Origin of the sequence: Bordetella bronchiseptica (assembly GCF_900636925.1) — a bacterium.
Classification (GTDB): domain Bacteria; phylum Pseudomonadota; class Gammaproteobacteria; order Burkholderiales; family Burkholderiaceae_B; genus Bordetella; species Bordetella pertussis.
In genome coordinates this window covers 3,791,098-3,815,439 of record NZ_LR134326.1, presented here as the reverse complement: position 1 = coordinate 3,815,439, position 24,342 = coordinate 3,791,098, and the positions used below count along the sequence as shown (strand labels likewise).

Here is a 24,342-nt window from a genome sequence, read left to right as displayed (position 1 = left end):
GAAATGCCCGTCCAGACGGCCAGGCAGGCCGAGCGCCAGACCGTGCAGGCCGCCATCGAGGCCGCCGCCGTCGACCAGGCCGCCAGCCTGCTGGAAGTGCTGCGCAATACCTCCAAGGTCGAACCGGCGCGCGTGCGCGACACGGTCAAGACCCTGCTCGATGGCCTGTCGCCCGACGAAACCGCCCAGCTGCGCGAACTGCTGCTGACCGGCGGGCAGGCGCCGTGGCGCGCGCGCGATCCGAACCACCCCGACGACGAACTGGCCACCGACTGGCGCGAGGGCGGCTATCCGTACCGCAACCGCATGTCGCGCCGCGCCTACGAAAAACAGAAGTACCGCCTGCAGGTCGAGCTGCTGAAGCTGCAGGCCTGGGTGCGCGAAACGCGCCAGCGCGTGGTGATCCTGTTCGAAGGGCGCGACGCGGCCGGCAAGGGCGGCACCATCAAGCGCTTCATGGAACACCTCAATCCGCGCGGCGCGCGCGTGGTGGCGCTGGAAAAGCCGTCCGACTCCGAGCGTGGCCAGTGGTACTTCCAGCGCTACGTGCAGCACCTGCCGACGGCCGGCGAGATCGTGCTGTTCGACCGTTCCTGGTACAACCGCGCCGGCGTCGAGCGCGTCATGGGCTTTTGCTCGCAGGACGAGTACGAGGCCTTCATGCACCAGGTGCCCGAGTTCGAGCGCCACCTGATCCGCAGCGGCACGCACCTGATCAAGTTCTGGTTCTCGGTCAGCCAGCAGGAGCAGCATCGCCGCTTCAAGGAGCGCCAGGTGCATCCGCTCAAGCAGTGGAAGCTGAGCCCGGTGGACATGGCCTCGCTGGACAAGTGGGACGCCTACACGCAGGCCAAGGAGGACATGTTCGCCCATACCGACACGGCCGATTCGCCGTGGATCGTGGTGCGTTCGGATTGCAAGAAGCGCGCGCGCCTGAACGCCATGCGCTACGTGCTGCACAAGATGTCGTACGCCAACCGCGACTTCGAAAGCATCGGCCCGGTCGACGCGCTGCTGGTGGGCCGGGCGATCTAGCGGCGCGGGCCGGCTAGTAGTGCGGCGGCAGGTCGTCGCGCAGGCTGCGCGGCGCGCCGGCGCCGCCGGCCGGCACCTGCTGGCGCAGCTCGGCCACTTCGCGCGCCAGCGCATCGATCTGGCGCTGCTGGCGCACCACGATCTGGTTGAGTTGTTCGAGCAGGTCTTCCGCGAAGCCGGCCTTGATCTCCAGCTCGGTCAGGCGCTGCGCGGGGTCGTGGGTGTGTTCCATGGGCGTATTAAAGCGCATCGGCGCGCCGGGCCGAAACGGGCCGCCCCAATCGCCGCGCCATGGCCCATAATGCCCGCATGAACATCTGGGTCGATGCCGACGCCTGTCCGGCAGAAGTGAAAGACATCCTGTGGCGCGCGGCGCAACGCTGGCAGGTGCCGGTGACGCTGGTGGCCAACCAGCTGCTGCGCGTGCCGGCCTCGCCGTGGATGCGCGCGGTGCAGGTGCCGCGCGGCTTCGACGTGGCCGATGCGCACATCGTGGCCAGCGCCGTGCCCGGCGACCTGGTGATCACCGCCGACATTCCGCTGGCGGCCGAGGTGGTGGGCAAGGGCGTGGCGGCCATGAGCTGGCGCGGCGAGGTGTTCGACGCCGGCAGCATCGGCGAGCGCCTGACCATGCGCGACATGATGGAAGAACTGCGCGCCGGCGGCGTCGATATCGGCGGGCCGGCCGCGTTCGGGCAGGCCGACCGGCGCGCCTTCGCCAATGCGCTGGACGCGGCCATGCAGCGCCGGGCGCGCACGCGCGGCGCGGGCGGCAAGCCGGGCGCCGTTTGACGGCGCCGGCAAAAGGGAATAACGTTGTTGCTTATGGATCCGCGTGCGACTTCCCCCGGCCAGAGCATTATTACCGCCATTCCAGCAGTGGCGGGTTAGCCTACGAATTCCCAGAAAACCCGCCCTCGAGGCGGGTTTTCCTTTTCTGTCTCCTGGGCGTATCCGAAACCAGGAGCCTTCATGTCCGATACCGCCACCGCCCCGACGACCGCCGAGCCGCGCACCGCGCCGCCGGCGCGCGCCGATCTGCTTGCCCACTACGCCCGCAAGACGCTTTCCGCGCCGGTCTACGACGTCGCGCTGGAGACGCCGCTGCAAGCGGCGCCGCGCCTGTCGCGCCAGCTGGATTGCCGCGTGCTGCTCAAGCGCGAAGACCTGCAGCCGGTGTTCTCGTTCAAGATCCGCGGCGCCTACAACCGCGTCGCGCAGTTGAGCGCCGAGGAGCGCCGCCGCGGCGTCATCGCCGCCTCGGCCGGCAACCATGCGCAAGGGCTGGCGCTGGCCGCCGCGCGCCTGGGCATTCCGGCGCTCATCGTCATGCCGCGCACCGCGCCCGAGCTGAAGATCGACGGCGTGCTGGCGCACGGCGCGCAGGTGGCGCTGCATGGCGACGCCTTTCCGGCGGCGCTGACGCACGCGCAGGCGCTGGCTGAACGCGAGGGCAGGGTGTTCATCCCGCCGTACGACGATCCCGACGTGATCGCCGGCCAGGGCACGGTGGGCATGGAGATCCTGCGCCAGCATCCGGGCCGCCTGGACGCCATTTTCGTGCCGGTCGGCGGCGGCAGCCTGATCGCGGGCGTGGCCGCCTACGTCAAGCATGTGCGTCCGGAGATCCGCATCATCGGCGTCGAGCCGGTGGATTCGAACTGCCTGCAGGCCGCGCTGGCGGCGGGCCGGCGCGTGGTGCTCGACCGCGTGGGCACCTTCGCCGACGGCGTGGCGGTGGCGCAGATCGGCCATCACAATTTCGAGATCTGCCGCGACCATGTCGACGAGGTGATCTGCGTCACCAACGATGAAATCTGCGCCGCCATCAAGGACATCTACGACGATACCCGCTCCATCACCGAGCCGGCCGGCGCGCTGGCGGTGGCGGGCCTGCGCAAGTACGCCGAGCGCGGCGAGGCGGCCGGGCGCACCCTGGTGGCGATCGACTCGGGCGCCAACATCAACTTCGACCGCCTGCGGCACGTGGCCGAGCGCGCCGCGCTGGGCGAGCAGCGCGAAGCCTTGATCGCGGTCACCATCCCCGAGCGGCCGGGCAGCTTCAAGGCCTTCTGCGCGGCATTGGGGCCGCGCCAGATCACCGAATTCAACTATCGCTACCATCCCGGCGACGAGGCGCAGATCTTCGTCGGGGTGCGGACCCATCCCGAGCACGACCGGCGCGATGCGCTGCTGGCCGGGCTGCGCGGCCAGGGCTTCGCGGTGCAGGACCTCAGCGACGACGAACTGGCCAAGCTGCACGTGCGCCACATGGTGGGCGGGCGCGCCAACCAGATCGACGACGAGCAGGTGTTCCGCTTCGAGTTCCCCGAGCGTCCCGGCGCGCTGTTCGACTTCCTGAGCAAACTGGGCGGCCGCTGGAACATCACCATGTTCCACTACCGCAACCACGGCTCGGCCGACGGCCGCGTGGTGGCCGGCCTGCAGGTGCCGGCCGACGAGCGCCACCTGGTGCCGCAGGCATTGACGCGCATCGGCTATCCGTTCCGGGACGAGACGGCCAATCCCTCGTATCGCCTGTTCATCCGGTGAGGGAGGCGAGGTGCCAGCCCCCCTGCGGGGACAGGCACCGGGATGCCGGGAGTCTGCGGGTGCCTGTCCCCGCAGGGGGGACAGGCACCGGAGGGGTCAGGATTTCCCCCTTCGGGGATGGGCACGCCGGGAAGGGGGTTTGTCTCCTTTTCACCACCTTTCGGCGGTTTTTGCCGGCAAAACCAGGACGGGCGCGGGTTTTGGGCACATCATGTCCCCGTGGCGGCAGTGCCGGCCGGGGACATGGCCGGCGTCACGCAGCGTGAGTTCAACCGATGTATCTATCCTTGCGGAGGGCATCATGGATTCAGCCACCATCATCAATCTCGTCATCCAGCTCGTGGCCGGAGCGGCCGGCGGCAATGGCCTGGCCAAGGCGGCGCACTCGCTCAATCTCGGCACGACGGGCAACACCATTGCGGGGGCCATAGGCGGCCTGGCCGGCGGCACCTGGCTGGGGCCGGCGATCGCGGCCATGACCGGCGGCGCGGCCAGCGGCATGAACGTCGGCGCCATCGTCGGCGACGTAGTGGGCGGGGGCATAGGCGGCGCGGTGCTGACGCTGATCGTCGGCATCATCCGCAACCTGTTCGCCAACAAGGGTTCGGCCGCCTGATCCAGCGGGGCGCGCGCGCCCTTTACGCCGCGTCGGCCAGCCGGCCGCGCGGCCGGCACCAGGCGTCGAAGCGGCGCGCGCCTTGCGCGGTGACGCGCAAGGCGCGCGAATCCAGCTGCTGCTCTACCCAACCATGCTGCAGGCAACACTGCAGCAGCGCCGCGCCCAGCGCGCCGCCCAGGTGCGGGCGGCGCGCGCTCCAGTCCAGGCAGGCATAGGCGTGGCGGCGCCGCTGGCGGCCGATGGCGCCCAGGTCCAGCCCCAGGCTGGTCAGCGCCGCCGCGCCGGCCGGGGTGACCCGGTAATCGCGTCCATCGGGCTGCAGCCAGCGCTGCGCCAGCATGGCGTCGTGCAGGCGCACCGCCACCGTGCCGGCCATGTGGTCGTAGCAGGTGCGGGCGTGGCACAGCGGCCCGGGCGTGGCGGGCTTGAACGGCGCGCGCGGCACGCCGGCCACCACCAGCAGCGCCTCCAGCGCCTGCGCCACGTCGGCGTCGGCCAGCTGGTAGTAGCGGTGCTTGCCCTGCACGGCCAGCTCGACCAGGCCCTGCGCGCGCAGGCGGGCGAAGTGCGCGCTCGCGCTGGAGGCGCCGATGTCGGCCAGCGCGGCCAGTTCGGTCGCGGTCCGCGCGCAGCCGTCGAGCAGGCTGCACAGCATGCGCGCGCGTGCGGGATCCGCAATCGCCGCGGCGACGGCGGCCAGGCGGGTGTCGGCGTGGTCTGCGTCCATGGTTCGCCAATCTCCGAAATGTGATTGCAAGTCCGCAGCTTAGCGCCGTCCCGCGCGGCGGCACAACCCCGCGCCCGCGCGCCGCGATAGATGGCGTGTATTGCACGAGACGCAATCGGTATTTCCGCTTTGCGCACGGACTCCCTAGCATAGGTTCACCGCGGTGATGCCGCCATCCGAACCCATCAGGAGACTGTCCGTTCATGGACTCCACGCTGTCGCCCGAACATCACGAAATCCGCGACGCCATCCTGCAGGCGTGCCGTCCCTTCGACGCCGACTACTGGTATCGCAAGGACCAGGACGGCGGCTTCCCGGACGACTTCCATCGCGCCATCGCCGAGGCCGGCTGGCTGGGAATCTGCATTCCCCAGGCCTATGGGGGGGCGGGGCTGGGCATAACCGAGGCCGCGGTGATGATGCAGGCCGTGGCCGAATCGGGCGCCGGCATGAGCGGCGCGTCGGCCCTGCACATGAATATCTTCGGGCTCAACCCGGTGGTGAAGTTCGGCACCGAGGCGCAGAAGCAGCGTGTGCTGCCGCCCCTGATCCGCGGCGAGGAGCGTACCTGTTTCGCGGTGACCGAGCCCAATACCGGCCTGAACACCACGCAGCTCAAGACCATGGCGGTGCGCAAGGGCGACCGTTATGTCGTGCATGGCGCCAAGACCTTCATCTCCACGGCCAGCATCGCCGAGAAGGTCCTGCTGCTGGCGCGCACCACGCCGCTGGAGCAGGTCGGCAGGAAGACCGACGGGCTCAGCCTGTTCTATACGGACTTCGACCGCGCCCGCATCGAGGTGCGCGAGATCCCCAAGATGGGCCGCAAGGCGGTCGACTGCAATCAGCTGTTCATCGATGGCCTGGAAATCCCGGCCGACGACCTGGTCGGCGACGAGGGCAAGGGTTTTCATTACATCCTGCATGGGATGAACGCCGAGCGCGTCCTGGTCGCGGCCGAGGCGGTGGGCCTGGGGCGCTGCGCCCTGGCCCGGGCGGCCCGGTACGCCAGGGAGCGGGTCGTGTTCGACCGCCCCATCGGCCAGAACCAGGGCGTGCAGCATCCCCTGGCCGAAAGCTGGATGGAACTGGAAGCGGCCAGCCTGATGACCTTCCACGCGGCGGCCAGGTTCGACCGCGGCGAGTCCTGCGGCACCGAAGCCAGCGCCGCCAAGTACCTGGCGGCCGAAGCGGGCTTCAAGGCGTGCACGGCCGCGGTGATGACGCATGGCGGCTACGGCTACGCGAAGGAATACCACGTCGAGCGCTACCTGCGCGAGGCGCTGATTCCGCGCATCGCGCCCATCAGTCCGCAGATGATCCTGAATTTCGTCGCCGAGAAAGTGCTCGGACTGCCCAAATCCTATTGAGGAGCCCGCCGCCATGACCCTGCTCGATACCGAAGTGCGCATCTACTGGGAAGACCTGGAGCCGGGCACGCGCTTCGGCACGCGCAAGCGCACCGTCACCGAAACCGACCTGGTCAACTTCGTCAACCTGACCTGGCTGACCGAGGAACTGTTCAGCAACGGCGAGCCCGCCGACCGCGCGCACATGGGGATAACCGGACGCGTGGTGCCCGGCGGGCTGGTCTACGTATTCGCCGAAGGGCTGGTCGCGCCTTCTTTCCAGGCCGCGGGGATCGCCTTCCTGAACGCCGAGCTGGACATCAAGGGGCCGACGTTCGTCGGCGATACCCTGCATGTGGAGTGCGAGGTCGTGCAGCGGCGCATGACCTCCAGGCCCGGCCGCGGCCTGGTGCGCACCCGCAATACCGTGGTGAACCAGCACGGGGAGCCGGTCCTCGTCTATACGCCTTTGCGCATGATGCGCACACGTCAGATTCCATAACGACAACAGACCAGGGAGACACGCATGAACAGCAATCGTCGCCGCATGCTCACCGCGATGGCGGGAATGGCCGGCATGACCGCCTTTCCGTTCGCGCACGGAAGCGCCGGCGCCTGGCCCGAGCGGCCCATCCGGCTGATCCTGCCCTACGCCGCGAGCGGGCCGACCGACGTGGTGGCGCGCCGGATCGCCGCCCGCCTGGCCGAGCGGCTGGGCCAGCAGTTCATCGTCGAGAACAAGCCCGGCGCCGGCGGCAACATCGCCAGCGAGTTCGTCGCCAAGTCCGCGGCCGATGGCTATACCGCGCTCTACCATTCGTCGGGCATCGCGATCGCGCCGGCGCTGTACAGCAAGATGGGCTACGACCCCGCGCGCGACCTGGCCGCCGTGGCGATGCCGGCCTCGATTCCCGCCATCATCATCGCGGGCCCCGCCTTGCCCGGCAGCGTCGCCACGCCCGCGCAATTCGTGCAGTACCTCAGGGACAATCCGGGCAAGCTGAGCTATGGCTCGGGCGGCGTGGGCAACATCACCCACCTTGCGGTGGAGCTGATGCTGCAGGAAACCGGTACGCAGGCCACGCATGTCCCGTACAAGGGCACGGCGCCGGCCATGGTGGACCTGATCGGCGGGCGGGTGCACTTCATGCTCGACGCCCTGAGCACGGCGCTGCCCGCTATCCGGGAAGGGCGGGCGCGTGCGATCGCCGTCACCAGTCAGCAACGCGCCGCGGTGCTGCCCGACGTGCCGACCCTGGCCGAAACCGTGATTCCGAAATTCGCGGCGACCACCTGGCACGGCGTGTTCGTGCCGGCGTCGACCCCGGCCGCCGTGGTGGCGCGCCTGAACGCGCAGATCAACCTGGTGGCGCAGGAACCCGAACTGGCGCGCCAGTTCGCCGAGCAGGCGGTGGAGCTGCATGCCTCGACCCCGGCGGCGTTCGCGGCCTTCCTGGGCGAGGAGATCGCGCGCTGGGGCACGGCCGCGCGCGAGGCCGGCGTGACGCCGGCCTGAGGCGGCGGGCGCTCAGGCGGCGGGCGGCGGCGCGGCGGCGTGGACGGCGCGGGTGTTTTCCACGAAGCGCAGCGTCGCCGCCGAGGCCGTCAGCGCGTCGTAGCCCAGCGCAATGCCGATGCGCAGCGACGCGGGCAGGTCCACCACCGGCAGCAGCCGGGCGCCGGTGCGCAGATAGCGGGCTGCCGCCGACGGCACCAGGGCCATGCCGATGCCGCTTTCGGCCAGCGCGATCGCGGTCGGCACCTGGACGATCTGCTGCACCACCTTGGGCGTGACGCCGGCCTCGCCGAAGGCCAGGCTGATGATGGCGTGCATGGCCGGCACCTTCTCGCGCGAGAACGCGATGAAGCGCTGGCCATCCAGGTCGGCCAGCCGCGCGCAGCTTTGCTGCGCCAGCGGATGGTCGGCCGGCACCGCGAGGATGAAATGGTCCTGCTCCAGGTCGATCAGCTCGGCATCGCAGGCGTCGAACAGCGGCGTGCGCAGCAGCGCCACGTCCACGGTGTGGGCCGCCAGTTCGCTCACCAGCTCGTGGGTGGTCGATTCGTGCAGCACCAGCTCGACGCGGGGGTAGCGCGCCTGGAAGCTGTGCAGGATGCGTGGCAGCACCGCATTGCTGGCCGTGTTGGAGAAGCCCACGACGATGCGCCCCTGGTCGCCGCTGACGTATTCCCTGGCGCAGCGCTGCAGTTCGTCGACGTTGCTCAAGGTGCGCCGGGCGTGCTTGAGCATGGCCGCGCCCGCCACCGTCAGGGACAGGCTGCGCGGCTTGCGGTCGAACAGCACGATGCCCAGTTCGTCCTCCAGCTTGCGGATGGCGGTCGACAGGGGCGGCTGGGCCATGTGCAGGCGCTCGGCGGCTCGATGGAAGTTGAGGGTTTCCGAAAGCACGACGAATTGCTGCAACTGACGAAGATCCATGGGTACGGGCCTGGCGGGGAAGCGGAAGGAATGGCACGAATATAGGCCAACCCGGGCATGCGCAGGGTTGGGCGGGGCGGCCGGCGGGGCGCGGCCGATTGCGGCACTTTTCTTGGGAGCGGGACATGGGACCATTGCAGGGAACGCGCGTCGTGGAGCTGGCCGGTATCGGGCCGGCGCCCATGGCCTGCATGTTGCTGGCCGATCTGGGCGCCGAGGTCGTGCGCATCGAACGCGCCGAGCCGGTCGAACTGGGCGTGGCGCGGCCCGCGCGCTACAACCTCCTGATGCGCAACCGCTGCCTGGTCGCCGCCGACTTGAAGCAGCCCGCCATGGTCGAGCAGGCGCTGGACCTGGTCGCGCGCGCCGATGTGCTGGTCGAAGGGTTCCGGCCGGGCGTGGCCGAGCGGCTGGGCCTGGGGCCGCAGGCATGCCAGGCGCGCAACCCGCGCCTGGTGTACGGCCGCATGACCGGCTGGGGGCAGTCCGGGCCGCTGGCGCAGGCGGCCGGGCACGACCTGAATTACGTCGCGCTGACCGGCATCATCCACGCCATCGGGCGCGCCGGCCAGCCGCCGTCGATTCCGCTGGCCTTGACCGGCGACATGGCAGGCGGCGCGCTGTACCTGGCGCTGGGCGTGCTGGCCGCCTTGCTGGAGCGCGGCCGCTCGGGCCTGGGCCAGGTCATCGACGCCGCCATCGTCGACGGCGCGGCGTCGCTGGCGACGGTCTTCTACGGCCTGTGCGCGGCGGGGCTGTGGCAGGACGCGCGCGGCACCAACATCCTGGATGGCGGCGCGCCTTTCTACGATGTCTACGAGTGCGCCGATGGCGCCTGGATTTCGGTCGGCCCCATCGAGGCGCGCTTCTACGCGCAATTGCTGGAGAAGCTGGAACTGCGCGCCCAGGATGTCGGCGCGCGCGACGACCGCGCCGCCTGGCCGCGCGCCAGGATGGCCATCGCCAGCCGCTTCCGTACCCGCACCCGCGATGCATGGTGCGCCTTGCTCGAGGGTTCGGATGTCTGCTTCGCGCCGGTCCTGTCGTTCGCAGAGGCGCCGGCGCATGCGCACCTGAAGGCGCGCGGCACGTTCGTCGAGGTCGATGGCGTGGTGCAGCCGGCGCCCGCCCCGCGCTTTGGCCGCACGCCGCCGGCCACGCCCCGGCCGCCGTCCGAGTCGCCGGACAGCACGCTTGCGGCGGTGCTGGCCCGCTGGGCCGCCGAAGACGAAGCGCGGCGCGGTTAGGGCGCCCGCTCGCGCGGCGTGCGGGCAAGCCGCGCGATCAGGCCCAGCGCGGCCAGCGCCAGCAGGCCGACCCAGGCGGCCACCCAGGTCCAGCCCCATGCGCCGGCAATGGCGCCGGCCACCGCCGGACCGACGAGCAGGCCGGTGTTGTTGCCCTGCATGATGATGCCCATGGTGGCGCCGGCGAGTTCCGGCCGGGGGGCGTGCTGCGGCGCGCCGGCCAGCAGGGCGGTGGGCACCAGCCCGCACAGCGCCGAGGCGGCCAGGCAGGCCAGGTAGGCGGCCGCGCCGGGCACCCCGGGCGCCATGGTCACGGCCGTGCCCAGGGCCAGCAGGACGAAGCCGGCCGCCATCAGGCGGGTGCGGGGCACGCCGCGCGCCAGCAGCGCGCCGCCGCCCAGGTTGCCGGCCACGCAGGCGGCGACCACCAGCGCGGCCAGCGGCCCGGCGGCCCAGGGCGCGACATGCAGGCGTTCGGCCAGGATGGAGGGCAGGAAGCCGAAGATGGAAAAATAGGCCGCCGTATACAGGCCGAACAGCATCGCGTACAGCCGCGGCCCGGGCGCGGCCAGGGTGGCGCGCAGTCCGGCCAGGGTGGTGCGGCGCGCCGCGGCCCTGCCCGGCAGGCCGCGCGTGCCCCATGCCAGCCAGCAGGCGTAGGCAAGCAGCGCCAGGCCGTAGAGGCGCCACATGCCGGACCAGCCCAGGTATTCCAGCGCGGGGGCGCTCAGCATGGCGGCGGCCACGCCCAGCGGCATGAAGGTGCTCCAGGCCGCCAGCGCCCGCGCGCGCGCCGGCGCCGTGCCGGTCGCGGCCACGATGAGCGACGGCGCCGATACGACCACGGCCAGAAAACCTATGCCTTCGGCCACGCGCAGCGCCAGCAGCCAGCCGATCGCGCCGGCCATCGCGCCCAGCAGCGACGCGACGCCCTGCGCCAGCATGCCGGCCACCGCCATGCGCCGCGCGCCCCAGGCATCGACCGCCATGCCGACGCCCGCGCCCAGCGCCGCGCCGATGGCGGCGAACGCGGACAGCAGCCAGGATGCCTGGGCCAGGCTGGCGTCCAGCGCGGCGCGCAGCTCGGGCAGGGCGGCGGGCACCTTGCCGACCTGCATGGCCGAGACGATGCCCGCCCCGACCACCAGCGCGACCACGCGCCCGTGGCGGGCGGGGGCGGCGCCGGGCGCGGCGGGCAGGGCGGAAGCGAGCGAGCGGGACATGGGGGGGTTCCGGTGGGCGGGCATGGCGCTACTGTGCCAGTCTTTCATGTTCCATGAAATTAGATATTTTCGTCCAAGCTGATCTAATATTTAGATCATGTTGGACAACCTCACGCTCGACCAGATGCGCACCTTCGCCGCCGTGGCGCAGGCCGGCAGCTTTCGCGCCGGGGCGGCGCGGCTGCATCGGGTGCAATCGGCCGTCAGCCACGCCATCGCCAACCTGGAGGCGCAGCTGCGCGTCACCTTGTTCGACCGCTCGGTCTACAAGCCGGTCCTGACGCCCGCGGGCCAGGCGCTGCTGGCCGACGTGCGCATCATCCTGGCCAAGGTCGACGCCCTGCGCGCCCATGCGCACGAACTGGGCGAAGGGGTCGAACTGGGCCTGTCGCTGGCGGTCGATACGCTGTTTCCGCCCGACGCGGTGGCGCATGCGCTCAAGGCCATGCACGCGCGCTATCCCAGCGTGGGAGTGCGGGTCGAATATGCCTCGCTGGGCGGGCCGGCGCAGGCGCTCAAGGCGCGCCGCTGCACGCTGGCGGTCGCCGTGCTGGAGCGGCCCGACGACCAGATCCGGCGTCGCTTCCTGGCGCCGGTCACCACCTGGGCGGTGGCCGCGCCGGGCCATCCGCTGGCGCGCGGCGAGGCCGGCACGGAGCTGGCCGATCATCTGCAGGTGGTGGTCGAGGATCTGTCCGCCGCCACGCGCGGCCGCGATTACGGCGTGCTGTCGCCGCGCACGTGGCGGGTGGGCGACATGGTCACCAAGCTGGCGCTGCTGCGCGCCGGCGTGGGCTGGGGCAGCCTGCCCGCCTGGCTGGTGCAGGCCGACCTGCGGGCAGGCACCCTGGTGCGCCTGCCGCTGGCCGAGCTCGGCCCGGACGGCGCGGTGCAGATGCGCGCCTACCTCAGCCACCGCGCCGACGAGCCGCTGGGGCCGGCGGCGCGCAGCCTGTGCGACCGCCTGCGCGAAGGCGCGGCGGCGCTGCGCGGCTGACGCCGCAGCGGCCGCGCCGGCCGGTGTATATATATCGCATGGCGACGCCGGTATGATGCCGGCCGTAATCCGACTTCCCGCACAGGGCGGGCCGCGCGGCCCGCGAGTACCGCATCATGTTCCAGCGTTTCGAATTGGCGCAGTTGCCCGTCAGCCCATGGCGCAACGGCGGCGGCGCCACGCGCGAAGTGGCGCGCCATCCCCAGGGCGCCGCCGCGGACGGCTTCGAATGGCGCGTCAGCGTCGCCGATATCGGCGCGGACGGGCCGTTCTCGGCCTATCCGGGCATCGATCGCAGCATCACCCTGCTCGAGGGCGCTGGCGTGCGCATGCGCTCGGCCGACGGCACGCTCGACCACTTGCTCGACGTGGCGCTGCGCCCGTTCGCCTTCGCCGGCGAACATGCCATCGACGCGACCTTGCTGGGCGGACCATCGCGCGACTTCAATGTCATGACGCGGCGCGGCCGCTGGCGCGCCGAGGCGCGCGTGCTGCACGGCCAGGCCGTGCTGGCGCCGGCGCCAGCCGGCGTGCTGTTTGCCGCCGGCGGCGATTGGCGCGTGCAATGCGACGCTGGCCAGGCGCTGCTGCGCGCCGGGGCCGGCGTGGTGTGGCGCGCCGCGGCCGGCGCCATCCACGCCACGCCGCTGGGCGGCGAGGGCGGACTGATCGCGGTGCGCCTGCTGGAGGCGGGCGCGACGGCGGTTGCGCCGGATGCGTGACCGTTCCATGGGTGGGACGCTGAGGGCGTGATTCCCCCTCTACCGGAACCGGGCCGCCGGCCCTATCTTGCTTACATGCACCCCTCGCGCCGCGAGGCGCCCGCAAGGAGGAAACCATGAAGCAAGTCATCGGCACGCACAGCGCTCCCCGTCCCCACTGGGTGGGTGACGGCTTCCCTGTCCGCTCGCTGTTTTCGTACCACAGCCTGGGCCGTGAGCTCAGCCCGTTCCTGTTGCTGGACTATGCCGGTCCGGCGCAGTTCGACGCCACCGCCCGCCAGCGCGGCGTGGGCGAGCATCCGCACCGCGGCTTCGAGACCGTCACCATCGTGTACGAGGGCGAAGTCGCGCACCGCGACTCGACCGGGCAGGGCGGGGTGATCGGTCCCGGCGACGTGCAATGGATGACGGCCGGCGCCGGCATCCTGCACGAGGAGTTCCACTCCGAGGCCTTCGCGCGCCGCGGCGGTCCGCTCGAAATGGTGCAGCTGTGGGTCAACCTGCCGGCTCGCGACAAGATGGCCGCGCCGACCTACCAGAGCATCGTGGACAGCGACATCCCGCGCCTGGCGCTCGACGGCGAGGCCGGCACGGTACGCGTCATCGCCGGGGCGTTCGGCGAAGCCGGCGCGGGGCCGGCGCGCACCTTCACGCCGGTCAACGTGTGGGATGTGCGGCTGGCGGCGGGCAAGCAGGCCGTGCTGCCGGTGCCGGACGGCCACAACGCGGCGCTGGTGGTGCTGCGCGGCACGGTGCTGGTCAACGGCGCGCAAGTGCTGCGCGACGCCCAGATGGCCGTGCTCGAGCGCGGCGGCGCGGGCGTGCAGGTCGAGGCCAACAACGATGCGGTGCTGCTGGTGTTGAGCGGCGAGCCCATCGACGAGCCGGTGGTGGGCCATGGGCCGTTCGTCATGAACACCCAGGCCGAGATCGTGCAGGCCATCGACGACTTCAACCGCGGCGCGTTCGGCCGCATGGGCTGAGCGGCCATCCCCACGAGGGGGGCCTGTCCCCACGGGGACAGGCCCCCTCTCTCCGACATTTCCTGCTTTACGTGGAGCAAATACCTGACGCTGGCGCGGACATCTGCGAGTTACTCTGGCTTGCCTTCGTAGCAACCTCTGCCGGCGTTCATCCGCCGGTTTTTTTTATCCGGCCAGCCATGTCCCCATCCCCTCTCATTTCCCATCGCGCGGCGTCGGCCGATCTGGCCGGCATGGTGCGCCAGGCCCGCCAGCGCATCCTCCTGCAAGGCAACGTGCCCGGTTTCGATGTGGCGCGCCAGATCGAACTGCTGCATGGGCTGGCCGAGTCCGAGCTGGGCCGCTTCCTGTTGCTGTACCGCGGCCTGAACGCCGAATGGACCCATCGCCTGGTCACCCACCAGCCCGGCAGCGGCGCGCTCGCCCCGCTCGAGCGCGTGTTCTACGAGCGCCTGCCGGCGGTGCTGGCCACGCGCGAGCGCCATGGCCATTTCCGGCGGGCGCTGCAGCGCCATCTCCGCCCGGGTTGCGTGGTGGCGTCGGTGCCGTGCGGCTGGATGAGCGAATTGCTGGCGCTGGACTACAGCGCCTGCCCCGGCGTGCAACTGGTCGGCATCGACTACGATCCCGAGGCCCTGGACGGCGCAACGCGCCTGGCGGCCGGGCATGCGCTGGCCGGGCAGATCACCCTGCATCGCCAGGATGCCTGGAAGCTGGATACGCGCGAGGGCTACGACCTGCTGACCAGCAACGGCCTGAACATCTACGAGCCCGACGACGCGCGCGTCACCGAGCTCTACCGCCGTTTCTGGCAGGCCCTCAAGCCGGGCGGGGCGCTGGTCACCAGCTTCCTGACCCCGCCGCCGGCGCTGTCGCCCGACTCTCCGTGGGACATGCAGGCCATCGACCCGCACGATCTGCAACTGCAGCAGCTGGTGTTCACGCGCCTGATCCAGCCGCGCTGGAACGCCCTGCGCACCCACGCCCAGACGCGCGCCCAGCTCGAGGAGGCGGGCTTCACCGACCTGCGCTTCGAGGACGACCGGGCGCGGCTGTTTCCCACCGTGATCGCCCGCAAGCCGGCCTGACGCTCGCCGGTAACAGGGACGCATGGCCGCCGGCGAGGCCGCGCGGATCACACTACAATAGGCGCCGTCCTCGCCGGGACGCCCTCGACGCGCCGCCTTGCAGGCCTGCGCGCCCATCCCGGGCCACGGCTGCCGCCGCCCGGGAAACCGCTGCCGCGGATCGCTGCGATCCGCGCTCCCTCCGTCGTCTTGATATGTCCGGTAGTTCCGCCCTTTCCTTCCTGCGCACGCTGTGCAGTCTGCGCTGGCTGGCCATTGCTGGCCAGGCGGTCACCATCGTGGCGGTCAGCAGCGTGCTCGAGCTGGACCTGCCGCTGCGGCCGCTGTGGCTGGGCGTGCTGGTCCTGGTGGTGTTCAACCTCTATGCCAGCTGGCGGCTGCGGCGCCTCTCGGACGTGTCCTATGTCACGGCCTTTGCGCATCTGCTGGTGGACATCGGCGTGCTGGCCTGGATGGTGGGCTGGAGCGGCGGGATCACCAACCCGTTCGGCCTGATGTTCCTGATCCTGACCGCGCTGGCGGCGCTGGCCCTGCCCAGCAACTGGGCCCTGGCCACCGGCCTGGCCAGCCTGGCGGGCTACACGCTGGCGGCGATTTTCGGCCAGCCGCTGCGCCACGAGGATACCTACACGCTGCTGCTGGGCGGGCTAGCGTTCAACTTCGTGATCTCGATCGGCGTGGTGCTGTATTTCTCGACCCGCCTGGCCGCCGACATGCGCGCGCGCGAGCGCGAACTGGCCGCGCTGCGCGAACGCTTCACCCGCAACGAAGGGATCGTGGCGCTGGCCACCCACGCCGCGGCCATGGCGCACGAACTGAATACGCCGCTGGCGACCATGACGCTGCTGGCCGACGAGATCGCCGCCCAGGCCAGCACGGTGGACCTGCGCAACGATGTCGACACGCTGCAGCAATTATTGACCCTGTGCCGGGAACGTATCCGCAATCTGGCGGTCCCAACCGAGGTCGATCTGGTGCGCGTGGTGGGGCAGTGGCGGCTGGTGCGGCCCACGGTGGACCTGCATCGCACCGGTTCGCTGCCCGCCAGCCTGCGGGTCGATCCCGCCATCGCGCATCTGCTGCAGGCGTTGTTGAACAACGCCGCCGATGCGGGCGAGGCGGCCGGCGAGCCGCGCGTGGACCTGCGGCTGGACTACCGCGACGGCGTGCTGACCGGCGAGGTCAGCGACCACGGCGCGGGTTTCGACCCCAGCCATACGCTGCTGCCGGCCACCAGCCTGTTCAACAGCGGCAAGCCCGGCGGGCTGGGCGTGGGGCTGGCGCTGTCGCACGCCACCGTCGAGCAGCTGGGCGGCGCCATGACCATGACCGCGGCCGAAGGCGGCGGGGCGCGCATCCGTTTTACTTTACCGCTCGGCCTGGGCCGGGCATCCGCGAAGCCATGAATCTATCCGAACCGGGACTGCTGATCGACGACGACGAGCTGTACCTGCGTACCTTGCAGCGCAGCCTGGCGCGCCAGGGCCTCGAAACCCGCACCGCGGCCAGCATCGCCGAGGCGCTGCGCGTGGCCGAGGACATCCGGCCTTCCTTCGCGCTGGTGGACCTGCGGCTGGGCGAGGAAGACTCCGGCCTGACGCTGATCCGCCCGCTGCGCGCGCTGCGGGCCGACATGCGGATCCTGCTGGTCACCGGCTACGCCAGCGTGGCCACGGCGGTCGAGGCCATCAAGCGCGGCGCCGACGATTACCTGCCCAAGCCCGCCACCGCGCCCATGATCCTGCGCACGCTGGGCCTGCTGAAGGCAGAAAGCGTTACGATTGAGTCCACCATGACGCCGTTGCACCGCCTAGAATGGGAACACATCCAGCAGGCGCTGTCCGAAACCGGCGGCAATGTATCGGCCGCCGCGCGCCTGCTGGGCATGCATCGCCGCTCGCTGCAACGCAAGCTGGCCAAGAAGCCCGGCCCGGAGCGCGAAGCGCAGCTTGATTGAAATCAAGTGGTGCGACATTTTGTCGCACTTGGCGGGGCCGGCTGCTCCCCGTCCCGGCAGGGCCAGCTGTACTGTTTGTGCACTGCAATGGTGCATCCAGCCCCCGGCTGTGCGACTTTCTGTCGCATCCCATCGCTCCACGTACTGCCTAACATAGGAAGGTTTGCTGCTGCGCAGCACCTCTTTCCCACATCGTAGAAGGCTGTACGTGAAACACCCCCACCTTGCGACCATCGCGCGCACGCTCGGCGTCGGCGCGGTCCTCCTGCTTGGCGGCTGCACCCTGGAAGTCCTGTCTCCCAAGGGAGACATCGGCGCCCAGGAAAAGACGCTCATTCTCACCGCCCTCGGGCTGATGCTGATCGTCGTGGTGCCGGTCATCCTGATGACGCTGTACTTCGTCTGGAAATATCGCGAGGGCAGCGTGCACGCGCAGCGGGAATACGCGCCCAAGTGGTCGCACTCCAACGCCATCGAGGCGGTGGTCTGGACGGTGCCGTGCATCATCGTGGCCATCCTGGCCGTGCTGACCTGGAAGTCCTCGCACGCGCTCGACCCCTACCGCCCGATCGAGTCGGACGTCAAGCCGGTCAACATCGACGTGGTGTCGCTGGACTGGAAGTGGCTGTTCATCTACCCCGACTACGACATCGCCACGGTCAACGAGATCGTCTTCCCGGTCGACGCGCCGGTGCAGTTCCGCATCACCTCCGCCTCGGTGATGAACTCGTTCTTCATCCCCCAGCTGGGCAGCCAGATCTACTCGATGGCCGGCATGGAGACCAAGCTGCACCTGATCGCGCGCGAAGCCGGCAGCTACGACGGCCTGTCGGCCAACTACAGCGGCGCCGGCTTCTCGGGCATGCGCTTCAAGGCCATCGCCACGACGGACCAGGGCTTCGAGGACTGGATCGCCAGGATCCGCGCCACCAACAACCCGCTGACGCCCCAGGCCTACGCCGATCTGGCCAGGCCGAGCGAGCGCACGCCGGTGACCCTGTACTCGACCGCGCCCACGGGCATGTTCGATTTCATTATGCATAACCAGATGAGTAAGCTGGCCGGCGTTGACCCGTTCAACTGCACGCCCGCGACCAAGAATCTGATCGCTACCGCGGAGTAATTGATGTTCGGGAAACTCTCACTAGAGGCCATTCCGTTCCATGATCCCATCATCATGGGCACGATGGTCGTCGTCATCCTGGGGGGCGCCACCCTGCTGGGGGCGGTCACTTACTTCGGTAAGTGGAAATACCTGTGGACCGAATGGTTTACCTCGGTCGATCACAAGAAGATCGGCATCATGTACATCATCGTGGCCCTGGTGATGCTGCTGCGCGGCTTCGCCGACGCCATCATGATGCGCACGCAGCAGGCCGTCGCCTCGGCCGACTCGGCCGGCTTCCTGCCGCCGCATCACTACGACCAGATCTTCACCGCCCACGGCGTCATCATGATCTTCTTCATGGCGATGCCTTTCATCACGGGCCTGATGAACATCGTCGTGCCGCTGCAGATCGGCGCGCGCGACGTGGCCTACCCGTTCCTGAACTCGCTCAGCTTCTGGCTGTTCATGGTCGGCGTGGTGCTGCTGATGCTGTCGCTGTTCGTGGGCGAGTTCGCCGCGACCGGCTGGCTGGCGTACCCGCCGCTTTCGGGGCTGGACTACAGTCCGGGGGTAGGGGTCGACTACTATCTCTGGGCCTTGCAGCTATCAGGTCTGGGCACCACGCTGAGCGGCATCAACTTCATCGTCACCATCATGAAGATGCGCGCGCCCGGCATGGCGCTGATGAAGATGCCGGTGTTCACCTGGACGGCGCTGGTCACCAACATCCTGATCGTGGCCGCCTTCCCGGTGCTGGCCGCCACGCTGGCCCTGCTGACGCTGGACCGCTACCTGGACATGCACTTCTTCACGAATGACCTCGGCGGCAACGTGATGATGTATGTCAACCTGATCTGGATCTGGGGCCACCCCGAGGTGTACATCCTGGTCCTGCCGTGTTTCGGCGTGTTCTCGGAAATCGTCGCCACCTATTCGAAGAAGACCCTGTTCGGCTACAAGTCCATGGTCTACGCGACCGCCTCGATCGGCGTGCTCTCGTTCCTGGTCTGGCTGCACCACTTCTTCACCATGGGCGCGGGCGCCAACGTCAACGCGTTCTTCGGCATCATGACCATGATCATCTCCATCCCGACGGGTGCGAAGGTGTTCAACTGGCTGTTCACCATGTACCGCGGCCGGGTGGAGTTCTCGCTGCCCATGCTGTGGACCATCGGTTTCATGATCATCTTCGTCATCGGCGGCATGACCGGCGTGCTGATGGCCATCCCCGCCGTGTCGTTCGTGCTGCACAACAGCCTGTTCCTGGTTGCGCACTTCCACAACACCATCATCGGTGGCGTGGTGTTCGGGTGCATCGCCGGCATGGTGTACTGGTTCCCCAAGGCCTTCGGCTTCAAGCTGAACGAACGCCTGGGCAAGTACTCGTTCTGGTGCTGGTTCGTCGGCTTCTTCCTGACCTTCACGCCGATGTACCTGCTGGGCTTCAAGGGCATGACCCGTCGCCTGAACACCTACGACAACCCCGAGTGGCAGCCCTACCTGCTGGTGGCGCTGGTGGGCGCGACCCTGATCATGCTGGGCATCTTCTTCCTGCTGCAGCAGGTGTTCGTCAGCATCCGCGACCGCAAGGAAAACATGGACGTCACGGGCGACCCGTGGGGCGGCCGCACGCTGGAGTGGTCCACTTCCTCGCCGCCGCCGTTCTACAACTTCGCCCACGTGCCGCACATCGACTCGCTCGACCAGTTCTGGGAAGACAAGGAAAACGGCCGCGCCTACCAGCGTCCGGCCAAGTACGAAGACGTGCACATGCCGCGCAACACCGCCGCGGGCATCTACATCGGCGCCTTCGGCCTGGCGATGTCCTTCGGCCTGATCTGGCACATGTGGTGGCTGGCCATCGTCGGCTTCCTGGGCATGATCGTGTCCTTCGTGGTGCGTTCGTATGATCGCGACGTCGATTACTACGTGCCCGCCAAGGAAGTTGAAGAGATCGAAAACGCTTACTTCGGAAAGTTGCAGCAGAAGGCTGCCTGAACCATGACCAACGCCGTAGCTACCCATCCTCACGCCGGTGACCATCACGGTCACCACGACGATGGATCCAAGACCGTCCTCGGTTTCTGGATCTACCTGATGAGCGACTTGCTGATCTTTTCGGTACTGTTCGCGACGTTCGCCGTGCTCTCCAGCGCCACCGCTGGCGGGCCCACCGGCAAGGACCTGTTCGATCTCTCGTTCGTGCTGGGCGAGACCATGCTGCTGCTGGTCAGCAGCTTCACCTTCGGCATGGCCATGCTCAACCTGCACGCAGGCAGCAAGGGCAAGGTCATCGCCTGGCTGTGGGTCACGTTCCTGTTCGGGGCGGGGTTCATCGTCATGGAGGTGTACGAGTTCCATCACCTGCTGAGCATCGGCGCCGGTCCGCAGACCAGCGCCTACCTGTCGGCGTTCTTCACGCTGATCGGCACGCACGGCCTGCACGTCACGTTCGGCCTGATCTGGATCCTGGTGATGATCCACATGCTCAGCCGCTATGGCATCGACCCGATCACCACGCGTCGCCTGTCCTGCCTGAGCCTGTTCTGGCACTTCCTGGACATCGTCTGGATCTGCGTTTTCACCTTTGTCTACCTGCTGGGAGCCCTCTGATGTCGCACGCGGTTACCTCCGAGGACCACGGCCACGCCGATCACGGCAGCCTGAAGTCCTACCTGATCGGCTTCGCGATCTCGCTGGTCCTGACCTTCGGTTCGTTCGGCCTGGTGATGGCCGGCACCGTGCCGCGCGGCATCGCGCTGGCCGGCGTGGTCGTCCTGTGCGTGGCCCAGCTGCTGGTGCAGCTGGTGTTCTTCCTGCACATGGGCGGCTCGAAGAAGCAGCGCGACAACGTGACCACCTTCGTGTTCACCATCCTGATCATCGCCATCATCGTCGGCGGGTCGGTGTGGGTGCTGCACAACATGAACGCCAACATGATGCATCCCATGCCGGGCTGATCCGGGCATCGATGCGCAGGCCGGCGCCATGGCGCCGGCCTTGGTTCGCCGACAACCCCCCGGGCTTGCCCGGGGGGTTGTCGTTTGTGGGGTGGCCCGGGCGGCCGGGTTGCCGGCTCAGCGTGGCGCCAGGTTCCTGGCCGTGGTTTCCTCGGTCAGCGCATCGTGGTGCACGGCGCCCAGCAGCGTGTCGAGCAGCCCGGGAAAGCGCGCGTCCAGATCGTCGCGGCGCAGCGACAACAGGTTCTCCCGTCCATTGGGCCGCTGCCAGATGACTCCGCTGTCGCGCAGCACGCGCCAGTGATGGGTCAGCGTCGATTTGGGGATGCCTTGCAGCACGGCGCTGCATGAGCATTCCCCGCCGGCCGCCAGCGCGCGCACCACGGTCAGGCGCAGCGGGTTGCCGAGCGCGTTCAGCACGTTTTCCAGGCGGATTTGCCCGCGTTCAGGGTGGTTGGGAAGCATCCTGGCAGTCTATTCCATAGTACGCGTATCTACAAACCAACACGGTCCAGGGGGTTGCGCAGATTTTAATTGTTCGATTGTCCTCGTACTATTATAGTACGTATGTTTTCGTACTATCGAACTCTACCTGGAGAATCGCATGCCTTCCCTTTCCGCCGCGCGCGCCCACCGTTCGCTGGGCTGGAGCCTGGCGCTGCTCGCCTTCGCGCAGCTCATCTACTCCCTGGATATCAACATCGTGTTCGTGGCCCTGCCGGAGATCGGCGCGGGCCTGGGCTTTTCCGAACAGACCCTGCAATGGGTGGTCAGCGCCTATACGGTGTTCTGCGGCGGCTTCCTGCTGCTGGGCGGGCGCGCCGTCGACCTGCTGGGCCAGCGGCGCATGTTCATCGGCGCGCTGTGGCTGTACGCGTTGTCGTCGCTGGTCGGCGGGCTGGCCTGGAACCCGGCGGTCATCGTGATCGCGCGCGCGGTGCAAGGCATCGGCGCCGCGCTGCTGTTTCCGTCCACGCTGTCGTTGATCAACCGCCTGTTCGAGGAAGGCCCGCCGCGCAACCGCGCGCTGGCGATCTGGGGCGGCGCCGGCGCCAGCGGCCTGACGCTGGGTTCGCTGGCCGGCGGCGTGCTGACCAGCGCCTATGGCTGGCCGTCGGTGTTCTTCGTCAACGTCCTGCTGGCCGGCATCGCCATCGTGGCGGGGTTCCTGGTGATTCCCAAGGACGCCCCGCGCGCCGCGCGCCGCAGCTTCGACATGCCGGGCGCGCTGACGGCGACGGCGGGGGCCACGCTGCTGGTCTATGCCCTGGTGCAGGGGCCGGAGGACGGCTGGCTGGCCACGCCCATCTTCGCGTCGCTCGCGCTGGCCGCCGTGTTCCTGCTGGCCTTCGCGGTGATCGAGTCGCGCAGCCGCGACCCCTTGATGCCGATGCGGCTGTTCGGCAACGGCAGCCTGGTGGTGGGCATGATCCTCACGTTCATATTCATGGGCACCTTTGGCGCGTTGCCGTACTTCCTGACGCTGCTGTTCCAGAACGTGCAGGGCTACAGCGCCTTGCAGACCGGGCTGGCCTTCATCGTGCCGTCGCTGGCGATCTTCTTCGGCACGCAGCTCGGGGCGCGTCTGGCCAACCGGCTGTCCGCGCGCAGTACGCTGGTCGCGGGCTTCGTGACCGGCATCGCCGGCACGCTGGCGCTGGCGAGCGCCGCTTTCGTCGGCGCACCCTATGCGCTCATCCTGCCCGGCCTGGTCGTCTCTGGCATCGGGCAGGGCATTGTCTGGACCACGATGTGGATCGTCGCGGCTTCCGGCGTGGCGCACCACGAGCAAGGCATAGCCTCGGGCATGGCGTCGACGACGCTGAACGTCGGCAACGCCATCGGTATTGCCGTGCTGGTGGCCTACGCCAACCGCGGCATCGGCGGGCTGCACGGCGATGCGCTGCGCGCAGGCCTGGCCGCGGGCGCGCAGCATGCCTTCTACCTGGCGGCGGCCGGGCTGGTGCTGGGCCTGCTGGTGTCGCTGGCGTTCTCGCCCAGGGCAGGCGCCGGCGCGCGGGTCGGCGCGGCCTGAGCAGGCCCGGCCGCCGCGGGCCCCGGCGGCCTCAGCCTTGGCGCCGCGCGCGCCGGCGCGCCAGCCAGGCGTCCAGCGAGACGCAGCCGGGGCCGCGCGCGACCAGGTACAACAGCACCGTGGCCCATACGCCATGCGTGGCGTAGGCGTCCGGATACACGAATACCTGGATGACCAGGGTCATCAGCAACAGCCCAAGCGCCGACCAGCGCGTGGCCAGCCCCAGGATCAGCAGGACGGGCAGGATGTGCTCGACGCTGGCCGCCAGCAACGCGGCCAGTTCGGGAGGCAGCAGCGGCACCTGGTATTCGTCGCGAAACAGGCTGATGGCCGATTCGCTCAGCATGGGCCAGCCCAGGTCGAATTCGCCGGCCAGTGCGTTGACGGCGAATCCTTCGACCTTGGTCTGGCCCGACAGCCAGAAGGTGGCGGCGATCGAGCAGCGTCCCAGCAGGGCGATCAGGCAGTGCGGGATCCGCTCGAAGCAGCGGATGGCATGGGCGTGCAGGCGGCAGGCGAAACGGGACATGGCTTATTCCTCGATGGAGATGACGGCGCCGTGACGGATCAGCAGCGCCAGGAGATGGTCCAGCGCCAGGCCGGGATCGGCGGCCTGGCTGTGCGCGGCGCTCAGCGGCAGGCCGGCGCGCAGGGCGCGCACGAAGGCGGCGGCGCTGGCCGCCAGCGGGATCGCGAGCACCGCTTCGGCGGGGTCGCGCAGCACCAGCGCGCCCTGCGCGGCATACGGGTCGACCTCGGCGATGTCGAGCGCGCCCTGGTGGGCCGCCCATAGCGCATGGATGGCGTAGGGCGAGACCAGCGCGCGCGCCGCCGGATGCAGCCGCAGCCGCGCGCTGGCGGGCTTGCTCAGGGCGGCGATGCGCGCGCCGGCCGCCGCCGCGTCCAGCGCGACGGCGTCCGCGGCGCAATAGGCCCGCACCCGCAGGTATTCCAGCCGCGCCATGTCGGCCAGGTAGGGCACGCCGGCGGCCGGCGCATGGGCGGCCACGAAGGCGGCGAACGCGCCGCCGTAGCGGGCCAGCACGGGGCTGCGCGGCAGCCGCCGCGCCACATAGGCGTGCGCCATGGCGTGGAAGAAGTCCGGTCCGACCAGTTCCCGGCAAACCGGGAAGGTGTCGGCCAGCGCCTGGATCAGCGAGGCCACGACATTGTTGCGGTAGATGGCGTAGCGTTGCGCCGGGTCGGCGTCGCCGGCGCGGCGCAGCCCGGGCGGGCAGGGCGCCAGCGGGTCCAGCAGGGCACGGGCGAAGGCGGCCTGGGGATGCATGCGCGCCGCCG

General features: G+C 69.5%; 26 protein-coding genes. 19 read left to right on the top strand and 7 right to left on the bottom strand.

The window, feature by feature from the left end:
• The first annotated feature begins 3 nt into the window (after positions 1 to 3).
• The gene (gene ppk2, locus EL288_RS17850) at positions 4 to 1,035 is read left to right on the top strand and encodes a polyphosphate kinase 2 (protein WP_003809186.1); all 1,032 of its coding nucleotides are present in this window, start codon (positions 4 to 6) and stop codon (positions 1,033 to 1,035) included.
• A gap of 13 nt (positions 1,036 to 1,048) precedes the next feature.
• Here ppk2 and EL288_RS17845 read toward each other — a convergent pair whose 3' ends face one another.
• Positions 1,049 to 1,267, bottom strand: coding sequence for a SlyX family protein (locus EL288_RS17845; protein ID WP_003809188.1), 219 nt, complete (start codon positions 1,265 to 1,267; stop codon positions 1,049 to 1,051).
• A 77-nt stretch (positions 1,268 to 1,344) separates the two neighbouring features.
• Between EL288_RS17845 and EL288_RS17840 the strand changes: the two genes are divergently transcribed.
• The 3 genes from EL288_RS17840 to EL288_RS17830 all read left to right on the top strand — a co-directional run bounded on the left by EL288_RS17840 (position 1,345) and on the right by EL288_RS17830 (position 4,204).
• Positions 1,345 to 1,827 (top strand): YaiI/YqxD family protein, encoded by a 483-nt coding sequence (locus tag EL288_RS17840; RefSeq protein ID WP_003809189.1) that lies wholly within the window; start codon positions 1,345 to 1,347, stop codon positions 1,825 to 1,827.
• A 180-nt stretch (positions 1,828 to 2,007) separates the two neighbouring features.
• A complete protein-coding gene (gene ilvA / locus EL288_RS17835; protein ID WP_003809190.1) occupies positions 2,008 to 3,588 on the top strand; it encodes a threonine ammonia-lyase, biosynthetic in 1,581 nt (526 codons plus the stop codon).
• Between the two features lie 301 nt (positions 3,589 to 3,889).
• Positions 3,890 to 4,204, top strand: a complete 315-nt coding sequence (locus EL288_RS17830) for a hypothetical protein (protein ID WP_003809192.1) — start codon at positions 3,890 to 3,892, stop codon at positions 4,202 to 4,204.
• A gap of 22 nt (positions 4,205 to 4,226) precedes the next feature.
• Here EL288_RS17830 and EL288_RS17825 read toward each other — a convergent pair whose 3' ends face one another.
• Positions 4,227 to 4,934, bottom strand: a complete 708-nt coding sequence (locus EL288_RS17825) for a helix-turn-helix domain-containing protein (RefSeq protein ID WP_033448528.1) — start codon at positions 4,932 to 4,934, stop codon at positions 4,227 to 4,229.
• A gap of 203 nt (positions 4,935 to 5,137) precedes the next feature.
• On the opposite strand from EL288_RS17825, the gene EL288_RS17820 reads away from it, so the two are divergent.
• The 3 genes from EL288_RS17820 to EL288_RS17810 are packed head-to-tail and all read left to right on the top strand — an operon-like array spanning position 5,138 to position 7,799.
• The gene (locus tag EL288_RS17820; RefSeq protein ID WP_003809196.1) at positions 5,138 to 6,304 is read left to right on the top strand and encodes an acyl-CoA dehydrogenase family protein; all 1,167 of its coding nucleotides are present in this window, start codon (positions 5,138 to 5,140) and stop codon (positions 6,302 to 6,304) included.
• 13 nt (positions 6,305 to 6,317) lie between these two features.
• Positions 6,318 to 6,785 carry a MaoC family dehydratase gene (locus EL288_RS17815; protein WP_003809198.1) on the top strand — a complete coding sequence of 156 codons (468 nt, stop codon included), beginning with the start codon at positions 6,318 to 6,320 and terminating at the stop codon, positions 6,783 to 6,785.
• A 24-nt stretch (positions 6,786 to 6,809) separates the two neighbouring features.
• Positions 6,810 to 7,799 carry a Bug family tripartite tricarboxylate transporter substrate binding protein gene (locus tag EL288_RS17810; protein ID WP_033458760.1) on the top strand — a complete coding sequence of 330 codons (990 nt, stop codon included), beginning with the start codon at positions 6,810 to 6,812 and terminating at the stop codon, positions 7,797 to 7,799.
• Between the two features lie 12 nt (positions 7,800 to 7,811).
• Here EL288_RS17810 and EL288_RS17805 read toward each other — a convergent pair whose 3' ends face one another.
• Positions 7,812 to 8,723: a LysR family transcriptional regulator gene (locus tag EL288_RS17805; RefSeq protein ID WP_003809201.1), complete on the bottom strand. Its 912-nt coding sequence runs from the start codon at positions 8,721 to 8,723 to the stop codon at positions 7,812 to 7,814.
• 125 nt (positions 8,724 to 8,848) lie between these two features.
• Here EL288_RS17805 and EL288_RS17800 point away from each other — a divergent pair, with 125 nt between their 5' ends.
• Positions 8,849 to 9,970: a CaiB/BaiF CoA transferase family protein gene (locus EL288_RS17800; RefSeq protein WP_010926116.1), complete on the top strand. Its 1,122-nt coding sequence runs from the start codon at positions 8,849 to 8,851 to the stop codon at positions 9,968 to 9,970.
• On the opposite strand, the gene EL288_RS17795 is transcribed toward EL288_RS17800, so the two are convergent.
• Positions 9,967 to 11,193 carry an MFS transporter gene (locus EL288_RS17795; RefSeq protein WP_015064352.1) on the bottom strand — a complete coding sequence of 409 codons (1,227 nt, stop codon included), beginning with the start codon at positions 11,191 to 11,193 and terminating at the stop codon, positions 9,967 to 9,969. The genes EL288_RS17800 and EL288_RS17795 overlap by 4 nt on opposite strands.
• A 124-nt stretch (positions 11,194 to 11,317) precedes the next feature.
• Here EL288_RS17795 and EL288_RS17790 point away from each other — a divergent pair, with 124 nt between their 5' ends.
• The 10 genes from EL288_RS17790 to cyoD all read left to right on the top strand — a co-directional run bounded on the left by EL288_RS17790 (position 11,318) and on the right by cyoD (position 21,008).
• Complete coding sequence (locus tag EL288_RS17790; RefSeq protein ID WP_080703041.1) at positions 11,318 to 12,190, top strand: LysR family transcriptional regulator; 873 nt, start codon at positions 11,318 to 11,320, stop codon at positions 12,188 to 12,190.
• 116 nt (positions 12,191 to 12,306) lie between these two features.
• Positions 12,307 to 12,912, top strand: a complete 606-nt coding sequence (locus EL288_RS17785; protein ID WP_003809213.1) for a HutD/Ves family protein — start codon at positions 12,307 to 12,309, stop codon at positions 12,910 to 12,912.
• 116 nt (positions 12,913 to 13,028) lie between these two features.
• Positions 13,029 to 13,895, top strand: a complete 867-nt coding sequence (locus EL288_RS17780; RefSeq protein ID WP_003809214.1) for a pirin family protein — start codon at positions 13,029 to 13,031, stop codon at positions 13,893 to 13,895.
• 179 nt (positions 13,896 to 14,074) lie between these two features.
• Complete coding sequence (locus EL288_RS17775; protein WP_003809215.1) at positions 14,075 to 14,983, top strand: SAM-dependent methyltransferase; 909 nt, start codon at positions 14,075 to 14,077, stop codon at positions 14,981 to 14,983.
• 194 nt (positions 14,984 to 15,177) lie between these two features.
• Positions 15,178 to 16,389: an ATP-binding protein gene (locus EL288_RS17770; RefSeq protein ID WP_003809216.1), complete on the top strand. Its 1,212-nt coding sequence runs from the start codon at positions 15,178 to 15,180 to the stop codon at positions 16,387 to 16,389.
• Positions 16,386 to 16,940 (top strand): response regulator transcription factor, encoded by a 555-nt coding sequence (locus EL288_RS17765; protein ID WP_003809217.1) that lies wholly within the window; start codon positions 16,386 to 16,388, stop codon positions 16,938 to 16,940. Before EL288_RS17770 ends, EL288_RS17765 begins: the two co-directional genes overlap by 4 nt.
• A 208-nt stretch (positions 16,941 to 17,148) precedes the next feature.
• Entirely contained in the window at positions 17,149 to 18,063 is a 915-nt protein-coding gene (cyoA, locus tag EL288_RS17760) for a ubiquinol oxidase subunit II (RefSeq protein WP_003809219.1), read from the top strand.
• 3 nt (positions 18,064 to 18,066) lie between these two features.
• Positions 18,067 to 20,046, top strand: a complete 1,980-nt coding sequence (gene cyoB, locus EL288_RS17755) for a cytochrome o ubiquinol oxidase subunit I (protein ID WP_033449110.1) — start codon at positions 18,067 to 18,069, stop codon at positions 20,044 to 20,046.
• A gap of 3 nt (positions 20,047 to 20,049) precedes the next feature.
• Entirely contained in the window at positions 20,050 to 20,661 is a 612-nt protein-coding gene (cyoC, locus tag EL288_RS17750) for a cytochrome o ubiquinol oxidase subunit III (RefSeq protein ID WP_003809221.1), read from the top strand.
• The gene (gene cyoD / locus EL288_RS17745; RefSeq protein WP_003809222.1) at positions 20,661 to 21,008 is read left to right on the top strand and encodes a cytochrome o ubiquinol oxidase subunit IV; all 348 of its coding nucleotides are present in this window, start codon (positions 20,661 to 20,663) and stop codon (positions 21,006 to 21,008) included. Before cyoC ends, cyoD begins: the two co-directional genes overlap by 1 nt.
• 117 nt (positions 21,009 to 21,125) lie before the next feature.
• Here the strand turns inward: cyoD and EL288_RS17740 are convergent, their stop codons facing one another.
• A complete protein-coding gene (locus tag EL288_RS17740; protein WP_003809223.1) occupies positions 21,126 to 21,473 on the bottom strand; it encodes an ArsR/SmtB family transcription factor in 348 nt (115 codons plus the stop codon).
• Between the two features lie 139 nt (positions 21,474 to 21,612).
• On the opposite strand from EL288_RS17740, the gene EL288_RS17735 reads away from it, so the two are divergent.
• Entirely contained in the window at positions 21,613 to 23,043 is a 1,431-nt protein-coding gene (locus EL288_RS17735) for an MFS transporter (protein WP_033458758.1), read from the top strand.
• A 31-nt stretch (positions 23,044 to 23,074) separates the two neighbouring features.
• Here EL288_RS17735 and EL288_RS17730 read toward each other — a convergent pair whose 3' ends face one another.
• A complete protein-coding gene (locus EL288_RS17730) occupies positions 23,075 to 23,572 on the bottom strand; it encodes a DoxX family protein (protein ID WP_010926119.1) in 498 nt (165 codons plus the stop codon).
• Positions 23,573 to 23,575: 3 nt separating this feature from the next.
• Entirely contained in the window at positions 23,576 to 24,331 is a 756-nt protein-coding gene (locus tag EL288_RS17725; RefSeq protein WP_010926120.1) for an HvfC/BufC N-terminal domain-containing protein, read from the bottom strand.
• Positions 24,332 to 24,342 lie beyond the last annotated feature (11 nt).